Annotated in this window: 21 protein-coding genes and 1 pseudogene; 10 read left to right on the top strand and 12 right to left on the bottom strand. The window is 52.9% G+C overall.

Features of this window, described 5'->3' with window-relative positions:
* Window positions 1-3: 3 nt before the first annotated feature.
* From htpX to ACF8PE_RS12860, 4 genes are all read right to left on the bottom strand, one after another.
* A complete protein-coding gene (gene htpX, locus ACF8PE_RS12875; RefSeq protein ID WP_032611530.1) occupies window positions 4-885 on the bottom strand; it encodes a protease HtpX in 882 nt (293 codons plus the stop codon).
* A 193-nt stretch (window positions 886-1078) separates the two neighbouring features.
* Window positions 1079-3127: a carboxy terminal-processing peptidase gene (prc, locus tag ACF8PE_RS12870; protein WP_032611532.1), complete on the bottom strand. Its 2049-nt coding sequence runs from the start codon at window positions 3125-3127 to the stop codon at window positions 1079-1081.
* Between the two features lie 19 nt (window positions 3128-3146).
* On the bottom strand, window positions 3147-3833 hold the full coding sequence (gene proQ, locus ACF8PE_RS12865) for an RNA chaperone ProQ (protein WP_032611533.1): 687 nt from the start codon (window positions 3831-3833) through the stop codon (window positions 3147-3149).
* Window positions 3834-3930: 97 nt separating this feature from the next.
* Window positions 3931-4428 carry a GAF domain-containing protein gene (locus ACF8PE_RS12860; RefSeq protein ID WP_059307646.1) on the bottom strand — a complete coding sequence of 166 codons (498 nt, stop codon included), beginning with the start codon at window positions 4426-4428 and terminating at the stop codon, window positions 3931-3933.
* A 131-nt stretch (window positions 4429-4559) separates the two neighbouring features.
* Between ACF8PE_RS12860 and yebS the strand changes: the two genes are divergently transcribed.
* The 5 genes from yebS (at window position 4560) to ACF8PE_RS12835 (ending at window position 10603) form a co-directional block, all read left to right on the top strand.
* Window positions 4560-5843, top strand: coding sequence for a membrane integrity lipid transport subunit YebS (yebS, locus tag ACF8PE_RS12855; RefSeq protein WP_059307645.1), 1284 nt, complete (start codon window positions 4560-4562; stop codon window positions 5841-5843).
* Window positions 5812-8445, top strand: a complete 2634-nt coding sequence (locus ACF8PE_RS12850; protein WP_032611541.1) for a PqiB family protein — start codon at window positions 5812-5814, stop codon at window positions 8443-8445. The genes yebS and ACF8PE_RS12850 overlap by 32 nt, the downstream gene beginning before the upstream one ends.
* Window positions 8446-8522: 77 nt before the next feature.
* Entirely contained in the window at window positions 8523-9965 is a 1443-nt protein-coding gene (rsmF, locus tag ACF8PE_RS12845) for a 16S rRNA (cytosine(1407)-C(5))-methyltransferase RsmF (RefSeq protein WP_223610250.1), read from the top strand.
* 103 nt (window positions 9966-10068) lie between these two features.
* Window positions 10069-10308, top strand: coding sequence for a YebV family protein (locus ACF8PE_RS12840; RefSeq protein ID WP_032611546.1), 240 nt, complete (start codon window positions 10069-10071; stop codon window positions 10306-10308).
* Window positions 10309-10411: 103 nt separating this feature from the next.
* A complete protein-coding gene (locus ACF8PE_RS12835) occupies window positions 10412-10603 on the top strand; it encodes a YebW family protein (protein ID WP_032611549.1) in 192 nt (63 codons plus the stop codon).
* Here ACF8PE_RS12835 and pphA read toward each other — a convergent pair whose 3' ends face one another.
* Window positions 10604-11248 carry a protein-serine/threonine phosphatase gene (gene pphA / locus ACF8PE_RS12830; RefSeq protein ID WP_155166974.1) on the bottom strand — a complete coding sequence of 215 codons (645 nt, stop codon included), beginning with the start codon at window positions 11246-11248 and terminating at the stop codon, window positions 10604-10606.
* A 178-nt stretch (window positions 11249-11426) separates the two neighbouring features.
* Between pphA and ACF8PE_RS12825 the strand changes: the two genes are divergently transcribed.
* The 4 genes from ACF8PE_RS12825 (at window position 11427) to ACF8PE_RS12810 (ending at window position 14065) form a co-directional block, all read left to right on the top strand.
* A complete protein-coding gene (locus ACF8PE_RS12825) occupies window positions 11427-12374 on the top strand; it encodes a VirK/YbjX family protein (protein WP_155166975.1) in 948 nt (315 codons plus the stop codon).
* 763 nt (window positions 12375-13137) lie between these two features.
* Complete coding sequence (locus ACF8PE_RS12820; RefSeq protein ID WP_213279076.1) at window positions 13138-13452, top strand: hypothetical protein; 315 nt, start codon at window positions 13138-13140, stop codon at window positions 13450-13452.
* Window positions 13452-13697: a hypothetical protein gene (locus ACF8PE_RS12815; protein ID WP_194499913.1), complete on the top strand. Its 246-nt coding sequence runs from the start codon at window positions 13452-13454 to the stop codon at window positions 13695-13697. Before ACF8PE_RS12820 ends, ACF8PE_RS12815 begins: the two co-directional genes overlap by 1 nt.
* Window positions 13679-14065, top strand: coding sequence for a hypothetical protein (locus ACF8PE_RS12810; RefSeq protein ID WP_326293257.1), 387 nt, complete (start codon window positions 13679-13681; stop codon window positions 14063-14065). The genes ACF8PE_RS12815 and ACF8PE_RS12810 overlap by 19 nt, the downstream gene beginning before the upstream one ends.
* A gap of 272 nt (window positions 14066-14337) precedes the next feature.
* Here the strand turns inward: ACF8PE_RS12810 and ACF8PE_RS12805 are convergent, their stop codons facing one another.
* The 6 genes and pseudogenes from ACF8PE_RS12805 to ACF8PE_RS12780 form a co-directional block, all read right to left on the bottom strand.
* Entirely contained in the window at window positions 14338-14658 is a 321-nt protein-coding gene (locus tag ACF8PE_RS12805; RefSeq protein ID WP_326293258.1) for a hypothetical protein, read from the bottom strand.
* Between the two features lie 939 nt (window positions 14659-15597).
* On the bottom strand, window positions 15598-16461 hold the full coding sequence (locus tag ACF8PE_RS12800; protein ID WP_231736528.1) for a hypothetical protein: 864 nt from the start codon (window positions 16459-16461) through the stop codon (window positions 15598-15600).
* A 10-nt stretch (window positions 16462-16471) separates the two neighbouring features.
* Window positions 16472-16774 (bottom strand): hypothetical protein, encoded by a 303-nt coding sequence (locus ACF8PE_RS12795; RefSeq protein WP_156654757.1) that lies wholly within the window; start codon window positions 16772-16774, stop codon window positions 16472-16474.
* A complete protein-coding gene (locus ACF8PE_RS12790) occupies window positions 16774-18435 on the bottom strand; it encodes a hypothetical protein (protein ID WP_156654758.1) in 1662 nt (553 codons plus the stop codon). Before ACF8PE_RS12790 ends, ACF8PE_RS12795 begins: the two co-directional genes overlap by 1 nt.
* Window positions 18436-18499: 64 nt before the next feature.
* A complete protein-coding gene (locus ACF8PE_RS12785) occupies window positions 18500-22750 on the bottom strand; it encodes a DUF1983 domain-containing protein (RefSeq protein ID WP_392494955.1) in 4251 nt (1416 codons plus the stop codon).
* 59 nt (window positions 22751-22809) lie between these two features.
* Window positions 22810-23286, bottom strand: a pseudogene (locus ACF8PE_RS12780) (terminase small subunit); the annotation flags it as partial.
* A 20-nt stretch (window positions 23287-23306) separates the two neighbouring features.
* Between ACF8PE_RS12780 and ACF8PE_RS12775 the strand changes: the two are divergent.
* Window positions 23307-23918: a hypothetical protein gene (locus ACF8PE_RS12775; RefSeq protein WP_139565001.1), complete on the top strand. Its 612-nt coding sequence runs from the start codon at window positions 23307-23309 to the stop codon at window positions 23916-23918.
* Window positions 23919-23999: 81 nt separating this feature from the next.
* Here ACF8PE_RS12775 and ACF8PE_RS12770 read toward each other — a convergent pair whose 3' ends face one another.
* Window positions 24000-24335, bottom strand: a complete 336-nt coding sequence (locus ACF8PE_RS12770) for a hypothetical protein (RefSeq protein WP_139565000.1) — start codon at window positions 24333-24335, stop codon at window positions 24000-24002.
* Between the last annotated feature and the right edge of the window lie 58 nt (window positions 24336-24393).

Genomic DNA, 24393 nt, shown 5'->3' with positions numbered 1-24393 from the left:
CCGTTATTTCAGGTACTCGCCGCTACGCAGCGCTTCAATACGCTTATCCAGCGGTGGGTGAGACATGAACAGCTCACTCAGCGATTTCGATTTACCGTTGATGCAGAACGCCATCATGCTGGAGGCTTCCTGCGGTTCGTAGCTGGTTTTCAGACGCTGCAGGGCAGCAATCATCTTCTCGCGGCCCACCAGTTTGGCAGAGCCAGCATCCGCATGGAACTCACGATGACGGGAGAACCACATGGTGATAATGCTCGCCAGGATACCAAACACCAGTTCCAGTACCATTGAGACCGCAAAGTAGATCAGCGGGTTACCGTTACTGGATTCGCCTTCCTCACGATCCCCGCCCATAAAGCCTGCGGCAATCTGCGCGATAATGCGTGAGATAAAGATAACGAAGGTGTTCACCACACCCTGAACCAGGGTCATGGTCACCATATCGCCGTTGGCAATGTGGCTGATCTCATGGGCAATTACCGCCTCGGCTTCGTCACGGCTCATGTTCTGCAACAGGCCGGTACTCACCGCAACCAGCGACGAGTCACGACGCGCACCGGTAGCAAAGGCGTTGATATCCGGCGCGTGATAGATCGCGACCTGCGGCATGGCAATCCCCGCCTGACGGGCCTGATTGGCGACGGTATTCATCAGCCAGCGTTCCATATCGTTACGCGGTTGCTCAATAACCTCGCCGCCCACGGACTTGAGCGCCATCCATTTGGACATCAGCAGCGAGACAAAGGAGCCACCAAAACCAAACAGCAGCGCCATAATTAACAAGCCCTGAACGCTGCTCGACTGAATTCCTGTCAGGCTAAGTACCAGCCCGAAGACCACCATGACCGCAAGGTTGGTGAGCAGGAAGAGCGCGATTCGCATCATAATATTCTTTTAACCTCAGTTTAACAAAACGCACTATGCGATTACCCACATCGTATGGGTATTCCGCATATTTTCAAGGATTGCAGCGATGTAAGTCACCAGAAAGACACAACTTTACATAATGAAATGACTGGCTGACGGCAGGAGGAGGTTAACAAAAAAACAGGCACAATTTCTTGTGCCTGTTGAGGGATTATTTTGCCGGAGCGGGGTTCCCGGCAGGTTGGTCTTTTTCCAGTTTCGCCAGGTCAATGGCGATCTTCACCGTCTCATCAAGATACGGATCTGGCTCCTGATAATCCTTCGGCAGATCATCCAGTTTCTTGAGGAGTGGCTTACCTTCACGTTTAAAGCGGTCGTTGATACGCGCCAGACGTGTTGCATCATCCTCTTCGTTCTCTTTCAGACGCTGAGCGTAGTTCAGAGAGACAATATTGCGTTTCGCTTTCAGGGCATTGAAACGGGCAATATCCTTCACGATGTACTGGAATTCAGGATCCTTGGCGATGCGCTCGTCATGTTGTTTCAACAGCGCCGGACCAAACTGAGTGATATCGCCCGACTTCACGTAGGTGGCAGCATCAACGCTATCCCACGGCAACGCGTTATCTTCGAACTTCTCACCGGTTTCGGTCTCTTCGGTGCCGGTCGGCATGATGATGTCCGGGGTTACGCCTTTACGCTGGGTACTGCCGCCATTCACACGATAGAACTTCTGAATGGTGTACTGTACCGAGCCAAGCGCTGGCCATTCCGGGCGCAGCATCTGATCGTAAATGCGGTTCAGGGAACGATACTGCTGTACCGTGCCCTTCCCGAAGGTCGGTTCGCCAACAATCAATGCGCGGTTGTAATCCTGCATCGCGGCGGCAAAGATTTCCGATGCCGATGCACTAAAGCGATCGACCAGGACCACCAGCGGGCCTTTGTAGTAAACAACGCCATCGGTGTCGGCGTCTTCACGCACTTTACCGTTGTTATCACGTACCTGTACCACCGGACCGGACGGAATAAACAGGCCCGACAGCGAAACCGCTTCGGTCAGGGCGCCGCCGCCGTTGGTGCGGAGATCGATGATCACGCTCTTCACGTTTTGTTTTTCAAGCTTCTGCAGTTGAACCTTGACGTCGTCCGTCAGGCCTACGTAGAAACCAGGAATATCCAGCACGCCGACCTTGTCTTTACCCACGGTTTTCACCGACATTTTCACCGCGCGATCTTCCAGACGGATACGTTCGCGAGTCAGGGTAACGATACGGGTCTTGGTGCCTTTACCGGCAGGCAGAATTTCCAGACGGACCTTGCTGCCTTTCGGCCCTTTGATCAGGGCTACCACATCATCCAGGCGCCAGCCAATTACATCCACCATGTTCTGGCCAACCTGGCCGACACCCACAATGCGATCGCCTACGCTAATCGCCTTGCTTTTGGCCGCCGGGCCGCCCGCAACCATGGAGTTGATCACCGTGTAATCGTCATCCATCTGCAGCACCGCGCCAATCCCTTCAAGGGAGAGACTCATTTCGGTGTTGAACTGCTCGGTGTTGCGCGGAGAGAGATAGTTGGTGTGCGGATCGATTTCGTGCGCGAAGGCCGTCATCGCCAGCGAGAACACATCTTCACTGTTGGTCTGCGCCAGACGACGAATGGCAAATTTATAGCGGCGGGTCAGCGTTTCGCGGATCTCTTTCTCATCTTTACCGGTGAGTTTGAGGCTCAGCTCATCGTACTTCACTTTGCTGTCCCACAGCGCGTTCAGCTCGGCTTCATCTTTCGGCCACGGCGACTTACTGCGGTCAAGATTAAAGGTGTCGTTACCCGTGAAGTCCATCGGACGTTCAAGCACCTTAAGCGCATATTGATAGCGCTCGAAACGGCGTTTCTGCGACAGGTTATACAGGTCGTAGAACAGGTCGAGCTTGCCGCTGCGTAACTCGTCGCCTACCTCAGACTGCTTTTTGGCAAATTGTTCGACATCGCTTGCCAGCAGGACGTTATGACTGTAGTCCAGCAGGTTCAGATAGCGGTCGAAAATTTTTTTCGAAAAAGCCTGGTCGAGGTCGAACTGACGATAGTGCGAACGGGTGAAGCGCGATGTCACGCGCTCACTGACCGTTGCGTGCTGAGTCTCTTCCTTCAGAACCGGAATTTGATCGACACGCGTAATCTCGTCCACAGCGAAGGCGTGGCCTGTTATCGCAAACAGGCCAGCCAGCGCGGTGAGCTTAAAAAATGTGTTCATGCCGGGCTTGGCCTCCGTTTTAGAACAACAAGTGTTCTGCGCGTACAATCATTGACAGACCAGAAGTCAGCTGTACACGAACGCCATCTTTGGTGATTTCCAGTACGGTGGCATCCATAGCATTGTTGCCCGCTTTTACTTTCAGAGACTGACCCACGTTCAGGACGTTGATGTCAGAAACCGGAGTATGGCGCGGCTCTTCACGAGGCGCACGCGGGGCTTTTGCCGCCGGTTGCTCAGCACGTGGCTTACGCTCGGTGTTTTCTTTGCGACGCGGTGCAGGACGTGGCTTGCGTTCACGACGAGGCGTCTCTTCCTGGCCATTGGCCGCAGCCGCTTCGCGTTTCTTCGCCTGCTGTTCAGCACGCTGAGCCTGAACACGCGCTTTGGCTTCTTCGAGCTGCTTACGAGCGTGCTCTACATGCTGCTCATCCAGCACACCGCAAGGGTTGCCGTCGAGATCAACACGCGTCGCGCCCGCTTTGATACCGTACAGGTAACGCCAGCTCGAAGTATAAAGACGTAAGGCGGAGCGGAGTTGGGTTTTGCTGAGATTCATCTCACCTTCAACACGCTCTACCAGATCCTGAAAAATACCAATTTTCAGGGGACGAGCTTCGCCTTCGGCACTAAAACATTGAGGAAAACGTTCGGCCAAAAACGCGATAACTTCTTTACTGCTATTCAACTTAGGTTGATTTTCCATGAAATTTCCTGATTACAACGGACGTTGCCGACAAGCCGCAGGCATGAACAGGCGTCATTATAATGACGCCATCGGTAAATGCTACGTTATCCGTTGATTATCCTGCGACGCTCGCAAAGAATTTATGATAATCGGTCGCGGCGAGAACGTTTTCAAGGTTCGCCACCAGCTCGCGCAGCCCCTGCTCATCCTCGCGGGTAAAGCGATTGAAGACCGTGCTGTCGATATCCAGTACACCAATAATCTGATTATTCACTTTCAGAGGAAGGACGATTTCAGCATTGCTGGCGCTGTCGCAGGCAATATGCCCGTCGAATGCGTGGACGTCATCAACACGTTGCACCTGGTCTTGCGCTACTGCGGTACCACACACGCCGCGCCCAACCGGAATACGTACGCAGGCCAGTTTGCCCTGGAAGGGCCCCAGCACCAGCGTCTCGCCTTCAAGCAGATAGAAACCGGCCCAGTTCACCTCAGACAGACGTTCGAAAAGCAACGCGCTGGTATTCGCCAGGGTGGCTAAAAAACTGGTTTCACCTGCCATCAATGCCTGAAAATCACGGTTCAAATCCGCGTAGAATTCTGTTTTGCTCATTATTCAATCACTTGGTTGTCTTACAAAATTACAGCATAGCCTATTAAAATAAGCTTTATTTACGCCCATGCTCAAGATGAATCCATTCATGAGTTAAGATAACTATTAACTATCCTTTTTTAGCGCGACCGATGGCTCTTAAAACACCAAAAATATCAACGGCGAAAAAGATTACTGTGCATGCGGTCGGCGATGCGCTTCCTCGTGCACATTATCAGCGTTGTCCACAATGCGATACGCTTTTTACGTTGCCAAAGATGAAATCACACCAAAGTGCTTTCTGCCCGCGATGTAACGCAAAAATTCGCGATGGCCGTGACTGGTCCCTGACGCGACTGGCCGCGATGGCCGTCACCATGATGCTGCTGATGCCTTTTGCCTGGAGCGAACCGCTGCTCAGTTTGCACCTGTTAGGCGTGCGTATCGACGCTAACCTGCTACAGGGGATCTGGCAGATGACCCGTCAGGGGGATCCCCTCACCGCCTCGATGGTGTTGTTCTGTACCGTCGGCGCGCCGGTGGTGCTGGTAGCCGCCATCGCCTATCTGTGGTTTGGCAATATTCTGGGAATGAACCTGCGCCCGGTGCTTCTGATGCTCGAGAGGCTTAAAGAGTGGGTGATGCTGGATATCTATCTCGTGGGGATCGTCGTGGCCTCTATTAAAGTACAGGATTACGCCTGGCTACAGCCCGGTAGCGGCCTGTTCGCTTTTATCGCGCTGGTGATCCTGAGCATTCTTACGATGATCCATCTGAACGTGGAGCAGCTCTGGGAGCGGTTTTATCCCCAGCGCCCCGCCACCCGCTACAACACCGATTTGCGGGTCTGTCTGGGCTGTCACTATACCGGTCTGCCCGACGCGCGCGGCCGTTGCCCTCGCTGCCATATTCCGCTGCGCCTGCGCCGCCACAATAGCCTGCAAAAATGCTGGGCGGCGCTGATCGCCTCGCTGGTGCTACTGTTACCCGCCAACCTGCTGCCTATCTCGGTGATTTACGTCAACGGGGCGCGGCAGGAAGATACCATTATGTCGGGCATTATTTCGCTGGCGCAGAGCAATATTGCCGTCGCGGCCATCGTGTTCATCGCCAGTATTCTGGTGCCCTTTACCAAAGTCATTGTGATGTTTACCCTGCTCATCAGTATTCATTTTAAGTGTGAACAGGGGCTGAAAACCCGCATACTGCTGTTGCGTTTTGTGACCTGGATTGGCCGCTGGTCAATGCTGGATTTATTTGTCATTGCGTTGATGATGTCGCTGATCAATCGCGATCAGCTCCTTGCTTTTACTATGGGACCCGCAGCGTTCTATTTTGGCACTGCGGTGATATTGACTATTCTTGCAGTCGAATGGCTGGATAGCCGCTTACTTTGGGATGCACATGAGTCAGGAAACGCCAGCTTCGCCGACTGAAGCGCGAGTTAAAACAAAACGTCGTATTTCGCCTTTCTGGTTACTGCCGGTTATCGCACTGATGATCGCCGGCTGGTTGATCTGGACCAGTTACGAAGATCGCGGCAGTACCATTACCATTGATTTCCAGAGCGCCGATGGCATCGTTGCGGGTCGTACACCCGTGCGCTTCCAGGGCGTTGAGGTGGGCACTGTCCAGGATATCTCGCTCGACAAGAACCTGAATAAAATTAAGGTTCGCGCCAGCATCAAGTCCGATATGAAGGACGCCCTACGGGAAGAGACGCAGTTCTGGCTGGTGACGCCGAAAGCCTCGCTGGCGGGGGTCTCCGGGCTGGATGCGCTGGTGGGCGGTAACTACATCGGCATGATGCCGGGCAAAGGTGAGCCAAAAGATCACTTTACCGCCCTGGATACGCAGCCGAAATACCGGCTCAATAACGGCGATCTGATGATTCATCTGCATGCGCCGGACCTCGGTTCACTGAACAGCGGATCGGTGGTCTATTTCCGCAAGATCCCTGTTGGTCGCGTCTATGACTACGCCATTACCCCGAATAAGCAAGGGGTGACCATCGACGTGCTGATCGAACGGCGCTTCACCTCCCTGGTGAAAAAAGGCAGCCGTTTCTGGAACGTTTCTGGCGTCGATGCCGATCTCAGCCTGAGTGGGGCCAAAGTGAAGCTGGAAAGTCTGGCGGCGCTGGTGAACGGTGCCATCGCCTTTGATTCGCCGGAGGGTTCTGCGCCTGCCACCCAGGAAGATGATTTCGGCTTGTACAAAGATCTGGCCCACAGCCAGCGCGGCGTGATTGTGAAGCTGACCCTCCCCTCTGCGGATGGCCTGAAGGAGGACTCCACGCCGCTGATGTATCAGGGGTTACAGGTTGGGCAGCTCACCAAAATGACGCTAAATCCGGGCGGCCTGGTCACCGGTGAAATGACCGTTGACCCCAGCGTGGTCGATCTGCTGCGAAAAAATACACGTATTGAAATGCGTAGCCCTAAACTGTCGCTCAGTAACCCCAGCATCAGCAGCCTGCTCACCGGCAGCACTTTTGAGCTGATCCCCGGCGGCGGCGAACCGACTAACCAGTTTACTATCGCCCCGGCCGATAAGGCGCTGTTACAAAAACCCGGAGTCCTGACCGTGAAACTCAGCGCGCCGGAGAGCTACGGTATCGACGCGGGTCAGCCGCTGATTCTGCACGGCGTGCAGATTGGGCAAGTGCTTGAGCGGTCATTATCCAGCAAAGGGGTCACCTTTGAGGTGGCGATTGATCCGCAGTACCGCGAGCTGGTGCATGGCGACAGCAAATTCGTGGTCAATAGCCGGGTGGATGTCAAAGTCGGGCTGGACGGCGTTGAGTTTCTGGCGGCCAGCGCCAGCGAGTGGATCAGCGGCGGGATCCGTATCCTGCCGGGCGAGAAAGGCGCTATGCGCGACAGCTACCCGCTGTTTGCCAACCTCGATAAAGCGCTGGAAAACAGCCTGAGCGATCTGCCGACTACCACCCTCACGCTGGTAGCCGATACCCTGCCGGACGTGCAGGCGGGCTCGGTCGTGCTGTATCGCAAATTCGAAGTGGGTGAAGTGATCCTTGTGCGCCCACGTGCAAATGCCTTTGACATCGAACTGCATATCAAACCGGAATATCGCAAATTGCTCACCAGCAACAGCGTGTTCTGGGCTGAAGGCGGGGCCAAAGTGCAGCTTAACGGCAGCGGGCTGACGGTGCAGGCTTCTCCGCTCTCTCGTGCCCTGCGCGGTGCTATCAGCTTTGACAACCTGAGCGGTGCCAGCGCCAGCCAGCGTAAAGGTGATAAGCGGATCCTCTATCCGTCTGAAACCGCCGCCCGTGCGGTCGGCAGCCAGATCACCCTTCACGCCTTTGATGCGGGCAAGCTCGCAGAAGGGATGCCGGTGCGCTATCTGGGGATTGATATTGGTCAGGTCCAGAGCCTGAAGCTGATTACCGCCCGCAATGAAGTGCAGGCTACGGCGGTGCTGTACCCGGAATATGTCGACAACTTCGCCCGTACCGGAACGCGTTTCTCGGTGATCACGCCGCAGATTTCTGCCGCAGGGGTGGAGCATCTGGATACCATCCTCCAGCCTTATATCAACGTCGAGCCAGGACAGGGCAAACCGCGACGCGACTTTGAGCTGCAGGAAGCGACCATCACCGATTCGCGCTATCTCAATGGTCTGAGCATTGTGGTAGAGGTGCCGGATGCAGCATCGCTTGATATCGGTACGCCGGTACTGTTCCGCGGGATGGAAGTGGGTACGGTGACCGGCCTTTCGCTCGGGACGCTCTCCGACCGGGTGATGGTGGCCCTGCGCATCAGCGATCGTTATCAGCATCTGGTGCGTAATAACTCCGTCTTCTGGCTGGCCTCCGGTTACTCGCTCGATTTCGGCCTGACCGGCGGCGTAGTGAAAACCGGGACCTTCAATCAGTTTATCCGTGGAGGGATCGCCTTCGCGACGCCGCCGGGTACGCCGCTGGCGCCAAAATCTCAGCCCGGTAAACACTTCCTGTTACAGGAGAGCGAGCCGAAAGAGTGGCGCACCTGGGGCACCGCCCTGCCACGTTAATGCCTGCGCTCCGGTGTCAACGCACCGGAGCCTTTGTGATACACTGCGCGCCTCTTTTTACTCCCTGTGGTGCGCTCGTGTCTCAACGTCCCGTCTATCTGCCAGATGAATTTCTGGCGCAAATGCGCCAGGCTCTGCCTGACCCTCTCGCTCTCGATGCGTTTATCGCGGCTTGTCAGCGCCCGCTGCGCCGCAGCCTGCGCGTCAATACCCTGAAAATCAGCGTCGCGGATTTCCTCACGCTTGTTGCCCCCTACGGCTGGCAACTCACCCCGGTTCCGTGGTGCGAAGAGGGGTTCTGGATCGAACGTGACGACGAAGAAGCTCTGCCGCTGGGCAGCACCGCCGAGCACCTGAGTGGGCTGTTTTACATTCAGGAAGCCAGCTCCATGCTGCCGGTTGCCGCGCTGTTTGCCGACGGCAATACGCCTGATCGCGTGATGGACGTTGCAGCAGCCCCCGGGTCCAAAACCACCCAAATCGCCGCGCGGATGAATAATCAGGGCGCGATCCTCGCCAATGAATTTTCCGCCAGCCGCGTCAAAGTGCTGCATGCCAACATCAGCCGCTGCGGGATCAGCAACGTTGCTTTAACCCATTTTGATGGCCGCGTGTTTGGAGCCGCCCTGCCGGAAGCCTTTGATGCGATCTTGTTGGATGCCCCCTGCTCCGGCGAAGGGGTGGTGCGCAAAGATCCCGACGCACTAAAGAACTGGTCCGTCGCCAGCAATCTGGAGATTGCGGCCACTCAGCGTGAGCTAATCGACAGCGCTTTCCATGCCCTGCGCCCCGGCGGCACCCTGGTGTACTCCACTTGCACCCTGAACCGCGACGAGAACGAAGCGGTCTGCCTGTGGTTACAAGCGCAATATCCCGACGCCGTGGAGTTCCTGCCGCTGAACGATCTGTTCCCCAGCGCCAGTGAATGTGTGACCCCAGAAGGCTTCCTGCACGTCTTCCCGCATATCTATGACTGTGAAGGTTTCTTCGTGGCGCGGCTGCGCAAAACCTCCGCTATCGAGTCGCTCCCGGCGCCGACATTCAAGGTGGGTAATTTCCCCTTCACGCCGCTTAAAACCCGCGAAGCCGCGCAGATTACCGCTGCGGCAAATCTGGCGGGCCTGCAATGGGGAGATCACCTGCGCCTGTGGCAGCGCGATAAAGAGGTGTGGTTGTTCCCGACGGAAATAGAACCGTTAATCGGTAAAGTGCGCTTCTCTCGTGTCGGCATCCGTCTGGCCGAAACTCATAACAAAGGTTACCGCTGGCAGCATGAAGCGGTGATCGCGCTGGCGGGTCAGGACAACACGTTTGCCTTAACCCAGCAGGAAGCGGAAGAGTGGTATCGCGGCCGTGATGTCTATCCCCAGACGAGTCCTGCCGGGGATGATGCGGTAGTAACGTATCAGGGTTTCCCTATTGGGCTGGCGAAAAAAGTGGGTTCACGCCTAAAAAATAGCTACCCGCGCGAGCTGGTTCGCGATGGTCGCTTGTTTACCGGTAACGTCGACGCGAGTTAAAAAACGCACTTTTTTACTGGCGCTTTTGCTCTTCATTGACCAGGCTGAAAAGTGGGCGACTATACTGGTCGTACCAGAACACAGCGAGTTAATGGAGAGCATTATGACGAAAACCAATGTGCGCATTGGCGCATTCGAAATCGATGATGCCGAGTTAAACGGCGATACGCAGGGCGAACGAACGTTAACCATTCCGTGCAAGTCTGACCCCGATCTGTGTATGCAGCTCGATGCCTGGGATGCAGACACCAGCGTCCCGGCTCTCCTCGATGGCGAACACTCTGTCCTGTACCGTGAGCATTACGATCAAGGTTCCGATGCCTGGATCATGCGCCTTGCATGATTCAGAGAGAACCCGCCCGCAGGCGGGTTATTTGTCCCTCTATTTCCCCCTTCCCTGATCATCCCCTACAATATTAATACGATAGTGAATGCTGAGGGGCATGATGTACGCACTGGTGTTGTTTATTTGTTATCTGGATGCGGGTTGCGAAGACCTGGTAGTGGATGTTTATCGCACCGAAATCCAGTGCGAGGCATCGATGGACGATCAGCGGATCCGCCACGGCGGGTGCTATCCGGTTGAAGAGTTCATCGACGGCTTCTGGCGCCCGGCCCAGGAGTATGCCGACCTATAATCACTGTAGCTGTGCCAGCGTCAACGTCCCACCAAACACCGCTCCGGTGTCAATATAGTGCAGGTTCTGGCAATCAAACCGCTTCCTTAGCGGCGTATGGCCAAACCAGAAGTGATCGGCTCCGGCGATCCCCTTCTCCTGACCGCTCATCAACTCCCGCAGGCGATCCCTGTCCCACAGAATCTGCTGCTTCGGGACCGGTTTATCCCATTCATACTGCGATGATGGGTAATCGGCATGAGCAATCACATTCACGCCGTTGGCGCAGGTGATCTCAATAATCCACGGCAGCGTTTCACATTGCCTGAACAGCTCGAGAGCCTGCTGTTGTTCTTCGCCCTTTAATTCGGCAAACCAGACGCCGCCATTCATTAACCACAGCCCAAAGCTCTTATTATGCAGGGCATCCAGCGCCATCTGCTCATGATTGCCGCGTACGGCATAGAACCATTTTTCATTTAATAACTGCAGGCATTTCACGCTGTCTGGTCCGCGATCGATTAAGTCACCGACACAAATAAGTAAATCCTCATACGGATTAAGCTGTCGCTGCTTTATTTCATCCATAAGCATTTGATAACACCCGTGAAGATCGCTTACTACCCAGACGTGTCGCCAGTTGTGACCATCAAGTTTTAGATACATAGCGCCTCCTCAGGATCAGTATAGCCCGTGCGGAATGGACCACTCAGGAAGTGCGAAGGCCGTCCTCTTTAATAACCTCAATCGATATTAAACGAAGCGGAAATAAAGGTTTAGCAACGGTTAAATCATTATCCGATGACCTTTAAGATAATCGCAGAATTACATAGAGGTCTTTATCGTGTCTAATACCATCCTGCCCGTTGAGGTGTCATACGCCCACCGTTCTTCCGTTATTCTCGCCCTGGCGAAAGGCGATCTGACGCCCGGGCCGCTGTGGCAGAAACGCGATTACCGGTTGAAATTCTTCCTGCGCACCCTGCTTTTCTGGTCCTCGACCACCCGTATGCTGGAGACGATCTCCCGGCGCGATGATTTTTCTACCTTGCTGAAGGCACAGCCGACGCTGCCGGTGAAAACCCAGCGCCAGTACCTGACCCGCGGAATGACGGCCAGTGAGCGCGCGGAGGCGATCCTGCATCACTATGCCTGGATTGATGCGCTGCCGGACAATGGCCTTGCCCACCTCTTTACCAGCCCGTCGCCGCTTCCCCTGCTGCAGTTTGCGACCAAAGAGGAGGCGAGCTATACGATCTATGCCACCTCTGCGGTTAAGGCTGAACGCGAGGGCGAAACCACGCTCTGGTTACGTGCCGGGGATAACACTCTGCTGGCGAGTCTGACCTTCAGCGTCATCCGCGAAAACGACCGCAGCGTGCTGGTCATTGGTGGCCTGCAGGGGCCACGGCGAGATGTCGGACGGGAGACGATCAAAAACGCCACCCGTGCCTGTTACGGCCTGTTCCCTAAGCGTATTCTTCTGGAAGCCGTTTTCAATCTGGCGAAGCAGTCTGGTATCAGCGCCCTTTATGGCGTCAGCGACGAGGGCCATGTTTTTCGCGCCCTGCGTTATCGTTTGAGTAAAGGTCGCCATCTCCACGCCAGCTATGACGAGTTCTGGGCCTCACTGGGTGGAAAACCCGACAATGCCTTCCGCTGGGCCCTGCCGTTTGGCATGGAACGTAAATCGCTGGAGAGCATTGCGAGTAAAAAACGCGCCGAATATCGACGCCGCTTTCAGCTGCTGGATGAGATTGAACATGCCATCGACGCCTATTTTTGCCGCTAATCTCTGCTTTCATCGGTAACAGGCAAAAATTTAACACAAGCGCTAAAAAGCGCTGGACTTCCCTCGGGCGTAGTGTGGTATGGTTTAACGAAGAACAGAGAATGTTGCCCATCTGTTAAAGTTCGCAAAGGGAAAAGGCGTTTACTTTCAACAGATAAAAAGAGACCGAATACGATTCCTGTTTACGGCTCAATCCCCGTTCTTCGTTATCTATCAAGCAGTTACCATCGCAAATACCCCAAAATAAGCGTTACAAAACTTACTATTGCGTTCTTTCAAGATCAAACCGTTACTCTCTTATTCGAGTGCGCGACGAGTAAACTTCGTGGGTTTGCTTTGTCTAACTAAATTAGGTCATTGAGACCTCTTCTCACATGAGGTGATGAAGTCAATCAGCACACTGACTAAACTGCCCATTAACATATGACCAACATTTAATGATTTTAATCATCATCACAAAGAATTCTTCGAGTTAGTCACCTGAATTTTTTCATTAAGATCAAAAAGTTATGCTACAACTACGCAACTAACTTCTTTTTTTAAGTTTTATACTTATGTATACAAAGTTTTAACTTCTATTAAAGATTTTAGGATTCAAGTCGATACTCTTTTCATCTTGGATGTTCTATAATTTCTTCATGGATGTTTAAATTAGTTATGGGTATGTTTGTAAGAGTTACTTACTTGATTCTTTGGTTTTAAAGTATTGCATTGGCGCAAAGATGAAGTATGATTCTCGTCCATCAAAGGGAAGAACTCCAAAATGAATGAGTCAGATAAAAAATCTACACCTGAAGAAGCCATGAACAGAATTGAGAATGATGCGCATTTTCATGATGTATTTGCTGATATAGCTGGTGTGACCGAGTACAACCTTGATGGAGCGCACTATGTTAACCTGTCTTTCTTGAGTCATCGCGTACTTCCATACGCAGATGATACAGGTCGTCCATCAAGTTCAAGAATTGATATAAAACGAGTCGCCTCCGTTACGCTGACTCGAGAGAAAGCCATAGCATTACGCGATACGCTTAATGCAAATCTAACTGACGAGCCACACGATGTGGAGATAGGATAATGAGTATTAACGCTATGTTTGTGGTTTCTACATTTTCAACCCCAACTGGCATCAGTACTGTTAACGTAGCTGATTTTATGAGCTCTCATGTTGCCAATGCAACCAAAACGAAGTTTACGAGCCGAGATACGTTTGCTAACTATCCCATGGATGAGATCGGTGCTTCTATTTCGACTGCAGATATCCTCATCCCGTCTCAACTCGCTTCTGCTGACGAGATTGATGCATGGCTAATGGATCTGTAAACGTATCTGTAACGGAACACTTTAAAGCTAGATACAAAACATTCCCTCCATCTAGCCGAAAAAAAATCAGTACTTTCATTCAGAAGGTTATGGAATCAGGTTTTACCAATCTTGAAGGAAGAAACAAATTTTCCGACGATGTTAGTACTGATGATCCTGATTTTATAGCTAAAGTTAGGTTCGTTCATGAACACTGCTTATGGCATTATCATGTTGGCATTCATGAGTATGAACCTAGCACGCCATATGGTGATAGAACTTCAATGTTTGTTTTGCATTATAAAAGACATGATCCCGCAAACATTAGTGTAAATCATTTATCACCTCATCCACCTTTTACATTGCCTACTCTAGAGATGTTTACCTAGATCAGGTGGATTAAATCATTCTGCTTTTTTACTCTGGCGGATATCAAATCGCTGTGAACCAACCCGCGGAGGTTGGTTTTTTTATGCCTTCGATTTGGCGATGGCAAAATGATGCCAAACCCCCATATTTTACGAGGTTTAGTGGTCGCCAGATCCTAATGCAAAACTTTGCGTAGCTCCTTTCAGAAATCACATCTGCCGCTTTACCCGGCACACTTCCTTGTGCAAAATCACTACCGATCCGTTGCGGTAATAATGGTGCGCACCACTTTTTACACCGGAGACTCATCATCGATATCAGCGCTGTTTATGAAGAAAGTCACCCTACCCATTACTTCTACCTCTTCCGCTACCTCCCCTTCTATGGCTTCGCCATCATCACAGATTAGAGCTTTTCCCCTCAGCTCTGCAAACTGCGTCCGGCCACCTGAGAGGATCAGCAGAGTTTGACCCTGCACTAGCCTGGTAACAGGCTCGATCACCGCAAACCCGGATGACGTTTCCAGGATGCGGGTATCAATGCCTACGCCGCAAATCCTTTCTGCAGTGAGCCTGGTCTCTATATAGTCGCTTGCAGGTGAAGGGAATCCCATTACAGAACCCTCCCCATATTGCGCAGCATCCATAGGCGGTTCTGGCTACCGTCCGGCGTCTTGTCTACGAAGCAAGTCTGGTACTGCTCGATCCATTCATTCGCATTAGCCTGGGTGAAATGCCAGTTCCTGGCGCGCAGCTCACGTATGAAGTCATTCGTGTGAAGGCACTGATACCCTTTCGGGTTTAGCTGTATGGCCGCGGTAAACGCCGCGTTAATGTCTGATTTGCGGGGCATGGTGACCTCTCATTTATTATTACTGTGTATTTATACAGTAGTTTTAAAGAGGTTGCAGATCAAGAAAGCATTGCCTATTGATAGATAATGCTGAATATCCGGCTGTTCTGCCGAATTGACCAAGCGGGTATACCAGAATTTCCGGTATAAAACTGAGCTCTGAAAAGCCCAGAGGACTGTAGCGGTGACAGGAGCCCGCTTCGTGTCAGCAGGGACTTAATCCACCTGTTTAGGCCAGCGTCTTCTGCGTGGCGTTGGACGAATGGAGCGCGTAGTAAGTCGGGTTCCGCATACGGAACATACCGCGCCGTGGGGCAGGTTTTGCTCGGGATTAAAGGAGGTGAAAAAGAACCGGTTACTTCTGCAAACAGGACAGATGAATTTCATGACAGGTACGATGCCCCCGGGCCGTTAGCTGTATCAAATTAATAAATATTTTTATATAGCTAACAGTGCCTCAATTCAACATTTCTCAGTATCAATACTTCACACGCAGTTTGACCCTGCCCCATTTCCGCCTGTGCCATTTGGCCGGTCGACATTTTAAAAAGCTGATTTTTAAAGTAATGGCAAATGCTGCCGATATGTTACTTACCTGCGTCATGAACGCAGGATTAATAACAAAGCTAAGGGAGTTATGCCCGCTCCCGTGCGGGCTTTTTTTCTATCCTGAGTTGTTCGCTGAGACAGCTGATGATAATTACGGCTGAACATCCGGCTGTTCTTCTGGGACTGTTTCAGCCATAGCAGCCGCGGCCTCCAACTGGCGCTGATTCCAGATGCTGTCCACCGGCATCTCCACACGGACAGAGACGAACTGATCGACCGGGATATCAACCGGGTCGCCTTCGGAAATCCCGGAGATCTCATTTCTGGCGAACGCCGGAGCATCAGGGTGGGTACGGTGAAAGGTTTTTACCAGCACTGAGCCGTCCGGGTTAACTTTATAATCCAGCCAGATAAGCGGCTGACGGTTACGGTCTTTGGGTATATCGAACCCGCCATCAACCCCACCCCAGGCCGCATCTGAATTGAGCCCTATGCAGCCGCTTATCAGATACTCCCCGACGCCCAGTCGCTCAACTGCGCACCCCTCAGATTCTTCGTTGCAGACTGCGCGGCCGTCATGAAACAGGCGGATGACTGGCGAGGCTGCTTTTAAGGTTCCATCGGCAGCCTGGGTCGTATTCCCTGAGTGATAGAAATTAACCCTCCACTCTTCAGACGCACCAAAGCATGCAACCCCTACAACCTTCCTGTCCCGGTTGAAGTAATTGATCATCCTGATTACTGAGAGGCCGCCTGTTGCAGCAGATGAAGCCCTGAGAACGTGCTTGAGTTCCACGCCTGAGCCACCATACCCGGTGTTCCCGTCATAATATGCGTAATGAGCGCCCTTCTCCTGAGCTGACGTCGGGACAGTAACGACGGGATCACCTATTCCCAGCGTATCGCCCACCGTTATAACCTGCCCCTTCGCTGCGCCAACATCCTTTTTGGCGGCCGTGCCCAGATCCGAAATCTCCGCAGTGGTCAGAGTAATACTGTCTTTTCTGTTTGCCATGATTTAACTCCTAAGCCCAGACGCGAGCCGGTGTTTTCGGTGTAACCACAAAGTCGTTCAGCCCGGATAAATCGAGCGAGTCATTCATGACCCGCAAATTGACGTGATAGCCGGGTTCGGTGGTGTATTTGATAACTTCGTTTACCTCACCGGGATTGATAACTTCAGCAGGAACAGTGATAACGCCGACGATATCCAGGCTGATATCCGGGTGATAAAAGCTGCCATGCCCCTCATCATCCATAAACCCCGCCGCGATTAACTGCGTGCGCATTTCGTCGGCGTCATTAAAGCGCAGATATAAGTCTCTCATTAGCGGAGTCCATTAATTTGGTTATCAGTTAATGCGCGGTGCCAGATGCGCAGATTTCGAATGTAATATACGAACCGGGCAACTGACTGACTTGTATTCCCAAATTTCGTAATTACATTATTGTCAGTATTAGCTCGTGTGCCTGATGTAATCTTGCCATTGAATGACATATACACATTATTACCCGCAACTCTGTATGAAAAAATACTTGCCGTCCCATCTTGTGAGGCAATTTCCAGCGGGGAACTCCTGTAAGAACGGATCATTTTATTCGTATCAAGTCGACAAATGATGTCATATCTAGGACCCTGGACAGATATAGCCTCTGTATAGCCACCAACAGGCATAAATTTTGTCGTTAACTCCACGGCAACGGTTCGGTCAAAAAGCGTGGTAAGAGTTTTATATCCTGCATTCTCCGCTGGGATGACCCAACTATCCGCGGTCCGAGTCACTGCTGCCGCATTTGTAGGGATGTATGAAGTTGGGAAAGGACTGTCTTCTAATTGCGCACCCCAGACATATAAACCGGATACACCGTCACCGGTATAACTCGAAGAAGGTCCATTCCCCAATTGAAGGCGAATAACTGTACTCTGGCTGGCCGCAGCGGTAAATGTCATCCAGACGCGAAAGATACCATTACTGAGAACTTCAAATCCACGGTCGACAAACTGAGCACCATTACCAGTTCCAACCCAGGCACCCGCTACAGGGTCGAAGAAAACACCGGCTGTACTACCAGCTGCGACACGCAGATATAGATTACGTGGATTTGTGTGAGCTTTTACGAAAACCGAATAACAATAAGTTGTGCCTGCTGTTAACGATATATTTCGGTCTTGCGAGTAGTGTTCAGAACTTGCTGTATCCTCAACCAATAACGCCATCGTTTTATCGCCACGAGGCGAGTCGCCGCTATTATTGGTTGTGGTAACTCGTTGCCCCGCCCCCCACTGTTCGGAGTTTGTATATAAATTCGTGGCCTGAGATTCCATTAATAACCCCCCGCGCTCAAAACGCGGTTCGTTAATATCTGCTAAACGCATTGACCCTGACTTATCCATAACTGTTGCAGTGGTTGAACGGGCAAAGGTCGCTGACTTTGTTGGTAGCTCCAGTACCTGCCCGGAAATCGTCAGCCGGTCATAAGGCGCGGAACCCGCCAGCAGGCGCATGTCATCATTCAGCGGTAACCAGACGTCAGGGAACGGAGCCTCCTCGTAAGGTACAGACGTCAGCAGCTGTGCCGCCGCCAGTGATGCTGCGGCGTTCGTTTCGCTGGTTTTGGCGTTATTCTCTGAAGTCTTCGCGTTCGTCTCAGACGTTTTCGAGTTGGTTTCTGAAGTTTTGGCCGCGTTCTTCGACGAGAGAGCATTCCCCTCAGACGTTGCCGCGTTCGTGGCGCTTTGTGCTGCTGCATTTTTTGAAGCAAGAGCGTTTGTTTCGCTGGTTTTGGCTGCGGCGGCGCTGGCTCCTGCCGCACCCGCCTGGGCGATCAGCTTCGTCCAGCTGGGACCCGTCTTTTTCGAGCCGTCTGCCAGGGTTACGGTGACATCACCGGCACCCGATAAAATAAGGTCCTGGTTGATGATACTGCTTTGCGCCAGGCGAAACCCTTCCGTGACGGCTTTCGCTAAATCGTCATCAAGTGTGGCCATTCGTGATGTCCTTAAAATGAAAAACCCAGCCGGAGCTGGGTTGGATGGTCTGAGGTTGTAGGGATCAGGAGAAGGAGCCGGTACCGCGGGTCACAGTGATAGTTGGTGCATAAATTGCCACGGTTGCATTACTGGAATTAACGACAATGCTGGCATCAATACGTTGTCCACCCATCCCGGTCGCCGCGTGCCGTGCAGTGAACCATAGCCCACCTACAGGAACGTCATAATTGAACGTACGGACGTTACCCGCGATAGTTACCTGAACGGTGGACGTAACCGCACCTGTAATCCCCCGCACATATATCAATGACTCTACAACGGCGTTTTTATTCAGCACGCTATTGCTGGAGTCGGTATACGTCATAGCTACACTGGTAGAAACAGCATTGTTCGACCGGTTGCTGGAGTCGGGGTACACCCCTGTGTTGGCGACATCGCCAATGAAAGATGTCGCCTCAACCGTGCCCTTAAAGCTCCCGCTGGTCGCCTCAACTCTGCCTCTAAAACTCCCATCGGTGGCATAAATCGTCCCGCGAACAGTCACACCGTTAAACGTGGCATACCCGGATTTATTGATATGCCAGCCGACATTGCCGGTCCCGTCCCAGTTGCTTGACTGGATGTAATTGCCGATCTTGCCGTTATCGATGGACCCGTCCTGGATGAACACCGAACGCATGAACATCTGTCCACCGGTTGCCGCAAACACCAGCTCCTGCCCGTTCGTCGTCGGGTTATAAACCGCAAACGTATCGGCTGAAATCAGGAAGTTTGAGGCCCCTGTACCGTCAATGCCAAGCTGGATACCCGCGATGCGTTTAACGCCGTTCGCCTCCACCTGAACTTTAACGCCCCACTGCGCGCTCAGCTTGCCATTGATATCAGCAACAGCCTGGCTGGTCGTCTGGACGTTGGCATTGGTATCGCCAATTGCAGCCGTCACCTGCTGAATGCTGGTCGCTGTTGCGCTCTCCAGATCCGCAACCGTCCGGTCAATCCTGGTGATCGCTGCGGCGTTGGTCTGGCCGTTTTGCTCAACCGTGGCCTTAAGCGTAGTGACCTGCTCCGCCACGGCGCTTGTAGCATCCGCTGCGGTCTTCCGGGCTTCGGTGATCTCGGCCATCGTTTTTGTTTCGCCAACGGCGAACGTCACGCGCTGATCTGAGAACGCCATGAAGTTGGCGAGCGCATTGGTGACGTTACCAACAATACCGGCGTCCCGGCTGGCCGTGTTACCGTCCACATCAACCTTGAGGCTGTCGATACGGCGGCCCAGCGCGCTGTCACCATCCGTACGGGCCGTGGTTTCCGTGCTGATATCCGCCGTGTTCTTGTCGGTCGTGGCCTTAACCGCAGCCAGCGCGGAGGTCTGCGCCTGATTGTTATCAGAAACGGCTTTATCAATGCGCGTTATCGCAGCGGTGTTTTTGCCAACTGTGGTCTGCAGGCCCGAAAGCGTGGTGGCCTGGGCCTCCTGCTCTGTCGTCAGCGTCGCCAGCTCCTGAGTAACAGATGCCTGATTAGTGTTAACGGTCGATTCCAGCTTCTTCCGCTCCGTCACCTCAGCTTCCTGCGCCGTGATGCGTGCCTGGCGTTCGGTGTACAGCAGACCCGATGCCAGTTTTGACGGATCGTCACCGGTATAGCCGCCCCGGATCTGCGTCGCCAGCGTCTCGCGCGCTGTGGACTCCGCCTGGTCGCCAGCGACACGTGCTGTCGTTTCCTGCTGCAGCGCCGCCATACCTGCACCGGGCGTAGGCCGCCCGAGCGCCACCCAGTCAATCAGGTAGTAGTTCGTCGCATCCTGCTTAGTGGACAGATCCAGCCTGAACTGATTCATTGTGGCTTCAGTCAGCCAGGGAATATTGTCGAACTCCAGCGTGGCGATCCCGTTCGCGTCATAAGCAGGCTCGGCGACGGTGACCATGTTGGTATCGTTAAAACCACCGGTACCCCGCCACCGCAGCTGCCCCGCCCAGCCCGGCGCCCCGAACTTCCTGATGCGCAGTTTAACGAAGCGATAGGACGACGAGTTAACACCCAGTGAACCGGGAGACGCCACCCATGGATCGGTGGCATGGTTCGCCGGGCGGATCCACCCGTCAACAAAGGTCGGGGTCCCGTTCCCGGTCCAGCCCTCCACTGTCGAATCGAAATACCAGATTTTGAGTGGATCAAACTGTGCGCCAGTACCCGCAGAAATCTGCGCCATCATCTGCGCCAGTGATTCGGTGGTGGTCTGGATCGTCTGATTGACGTTGCTGATATCCGCGACGCGCGCGTTCTTCTCGGTCAGCAACGCCTGGCCACGTGCTGCCGCTTCATCGGTGATTGCTTTCTTACGGTCCGTGACCTCCTGTGCCAGGCCTGCTTTGGTTGCCGCAGACTCTGTCGTGACTTTGCTGATGTCGTCGCGCGCTGACTGAATATCGTCGCTGAGATCGGCGATATCCGCGGTGAGTTCCTTATACGCGTCTGTCTGTTTGATCTGGTTATCGATATCCACCAGGTAATCAGCTGCAACCGAGCTGCTGCTGCCCTGAATGAAATCAGTCCATGCTGACTTATTGCCGGTGCGATCGACAAGCCGCGCACGGTACCAGAATCCCACCCCGGCTTTCAGGCCCAGTTGCTGATAAACATGCTGCGGATAGGGTACCCCGGCCAGCAGAAGCGGATTTGTGCCGGTCGATGCAGTGGAATACTGGATCTCCGTCTGTAAGGTATCGCCGGTACCAGCCGGGAAATCCCAGTCCAGCTGCACGCCCCAGAGCAACGGCGTGGTACGGAAATTGGCGGGCTTTGGCACATCACCGGCCCGGCCCTTGAGATGCGTCAGCACTGAGGTGGCCCACAGGCTGGATGCGCCGCCAGCGTTAATCGCCCTGACACGCACCAGGTAATCACCTTCGTAGATCCCCGGCACTTCGATATTGCGCAGCCCGGTTTGCGGTACGTTAACCCACTCACTGTCACCCCGTCGCCACTGTGCCTGGTAGGCGATCACGTCTGCCTGAGGTTTCCCGGCTTTATCCAGCGGAGCATCCCAGGAGGCCGTCAGCGTGGCAATGCGCTGCCCCTGTCGCACCGAGTCGTAACTCGATACCACGACGTTTCCGGGCTGAGAGACAACACCTGTAGGAATCAGGCTGACTGGCGGGATGTCCAGGCGCGCATTGTTATCGACAGCGTCATATTTCGAGGCGTTGTATTCCGCACCAGTAATGGTGTAGGTGTTCTCCTCGTCGTTGAATGTCAGGTTCATCACACGGAAATACTGCAGGCGCAGCTGTCCGGCATCGATAACGAAAACGGCATCTGGCGCTGGCGCAGAGGAAAACGCCGTGGCCACGATTAACTGCATGCCGTTGACCGCCTGAATGACCCGGTTTTCCACAATGCCGCCCTGGGTGCGGATCATCAGCGTATCGCCCGGGACGGCGCTGGTCCCGCGATCGGTTGTAACGGCTTTAAGCCCGGCGTCGTAGCTTACAACTCGCCCACCATACACTCGCCCGGAAAAGCGCTCATCCGCAAAAGCGAACACGGTGCCGGGAACATAGGCAAAGCCATCCAGCCCGGTTTGCAACGTGATCATGCGATCGAGGTAGTTGGAGTACACCGCCCATCCGCCGCGGCGCTGCGCCTCACTCTCGCGCGTACAGCCGATGGCAGTCAGCTGCGTTTGCTTGAATTTGAACTGCTTCACCAGGTCAGGAAACATCACCGCAGTGGTGCGATCCTGATAGTGGTTGTCCGGGTCGCTGAAGTTAATCAGCGCCGAACTGTAGCGGTTCTTCTCGCTGCCGCTGGAATAGTTCGGCTTTCCGACGACCGAGGCGCGAGTGAGGATCTGCAGCTTCGTCGTGTCCGCTGGCATGTCCGAGACAACATTGAACATGTTGTTGCCCCAGAACGTCATACCGTTGAAGCCAGCGGCGATATCCTTAATCACCTGCCAGGCATCGGCCTGCGACTGGATATAGACATCAAACATGAATCGCGGTTCTGTGCCGGTACCGCCCTTCCCGTCCGGTACCTTCTGGTCACAGCGCTGGGCAATGCGGTACAGCTCCCACTTATCCAGCATGGCTGCCGTTACCCGACGACCCAGGCCAAAGCGCGGCTCCGTGAGTACATCGAACCAGATCCATGCCGGGTTATTCGACCAGCCCCATTTGAATGTCCCATCCCAGGTGCCGTTATAAACCCGGCTAACCGGATCATAGTTCTGCGGGATGCGGATAATCCGCCCTTTCGGCTTGCAGGATATCTTCGGGATGTTGTTGAAGGATTTTGCGTTGAACGACACATACAGCAGCGCGGTATGCGGATATCGCAGGAGGGGACCGGCATGATGCTGTGGGTTGCGGTGACCTTCTGCTCGACCTGCTCTTTGAATGCCTGCACACGCACATGCTTGCCGAGGAGTTCGAGGTTTTTAACCTTGTCAGGCCATTTAATCTTTTTGAGGATCGTTTCCGTGGTCTTCTCGTCAAAATCCTGAATGGTCGTTGAGATGTCCATCCCCTGCAAGGTAATGCGCCACACCTTAGGCCACTGTGATATGGGCTTTAATGTTCCATCGTCTTTTAGGATGTCCAGAACGTCCATCTGGTCGATTTCAACCAAGCGCCGGAGCACATAATCAGCATCAATGCCCACATCCTCGTTGCGCTTACTCTTGAGTTCGGCAATTCTGTTTTGGATGTCAAGTTTTGACAATAGCTGAGCGGCGATGCGGTTAGCAGTTTTAACGCTGTACCCCGCCCGAATAGCCGCTTGCGTGGCGTTTAAATCGATGAGGTACTCGCGACAAAACATATCCTGCTTTGTGTTGAGTGCCATATTTTCACTTTGGAGAGTTTATGGAGAAAAACACGGGTTTTAGTTCGCTTATTGACACATTAAAGCAAAACAAAGACGTCATAGCAGACGCTTGTGATGCAGGCCTTGAAGCTGCAGAATCAATACCTTTCGTTGGCTGGGCATTAAAATTATGGAATGTAAAAAATACCTACCAAGAAAGAAAGCTGTACAGAAATACGAAAGCGTTTTGGGAGGCCTCGCTAATAAAAGACCCTGAGGCGTTACGCACCAAATTTGCTACTCAAGAAGCCGCTGAGGAGTTTACAGACACGTTAGTTCAGGTGCTAATAGACTCAGAGAAGCCTTATAAAGCAACCATGGTATCCAACGTAACGAATGCTTTGGCTATGGGCGTACTAACCCACGAAGAAGCTAACGACATGATTTTAATCATACTAAATGCTTCAGTTCCGGCATTGAAATCCTTGCGTAAATTTTATCCAAGGCTTCATGGCGGGAAATACATTCCTACGGCCTTATTAGAGGATACCGATAAGGACGGGACGCATAGCATGCTGAATTCCATGGGGCTAATTTATCGATGGGCTGATCAAACGGCCTTGTCCAAAGTCGGTAGAAACATTGCTCAAATCGCTTATCGCGGTCTTTAGTTTTACAATTCGCCCGCTACGCCATTACGATGGGTCTGCCCATGGTGATGGCAATAAAAAACCGCCCGGAGGCGGTCTTCGTTAAAGGCATTTACTTAATCTTGCTATCAAGTTTACAACGTCATCTTTTTCCCATACTGCAAACAACTCATCCTCTTCGAATAGTCGTTCCGGATATTCTCTAGCGAAATCCATACCGAAGCTCACGCCGTCATCCTCTGCTGCTACGAGAATATCAAATTTATCTAACTCTGGATCAGACATATCTACAGCATTTGTAATCCTGCAGTTCATAAATTCATATCTGCCAATCGTATTACCCTTGATCTCAAGGTCACCTAACATACAAGACTTATATCTACTGTAAACAGTATTAGCGGGCAGCTTATGGAACTGTTTTTTGTTAACTATTTTCATCGCGTTACACCGTGATTTTCGAAGAGACTATTTTAATCTCTTTTAACAAACTCATCAT

It is taken from the genome of Leclercia sp. GLN_9 (genome assembly GCF_043105735.1).
Classification (GTDB): Bacteria; Pseudomonadota; Gammaproteobacteria; order Enterobacterales; family Enterobacteriaceae; genus Enterobacter; species Enterobacter adecarboxylatus.
The sequence above is the reverse complement of the archived record's forward strand: the minus strand, read 5'-3'. Positions and strand labels throughout refer to the sequence as shown.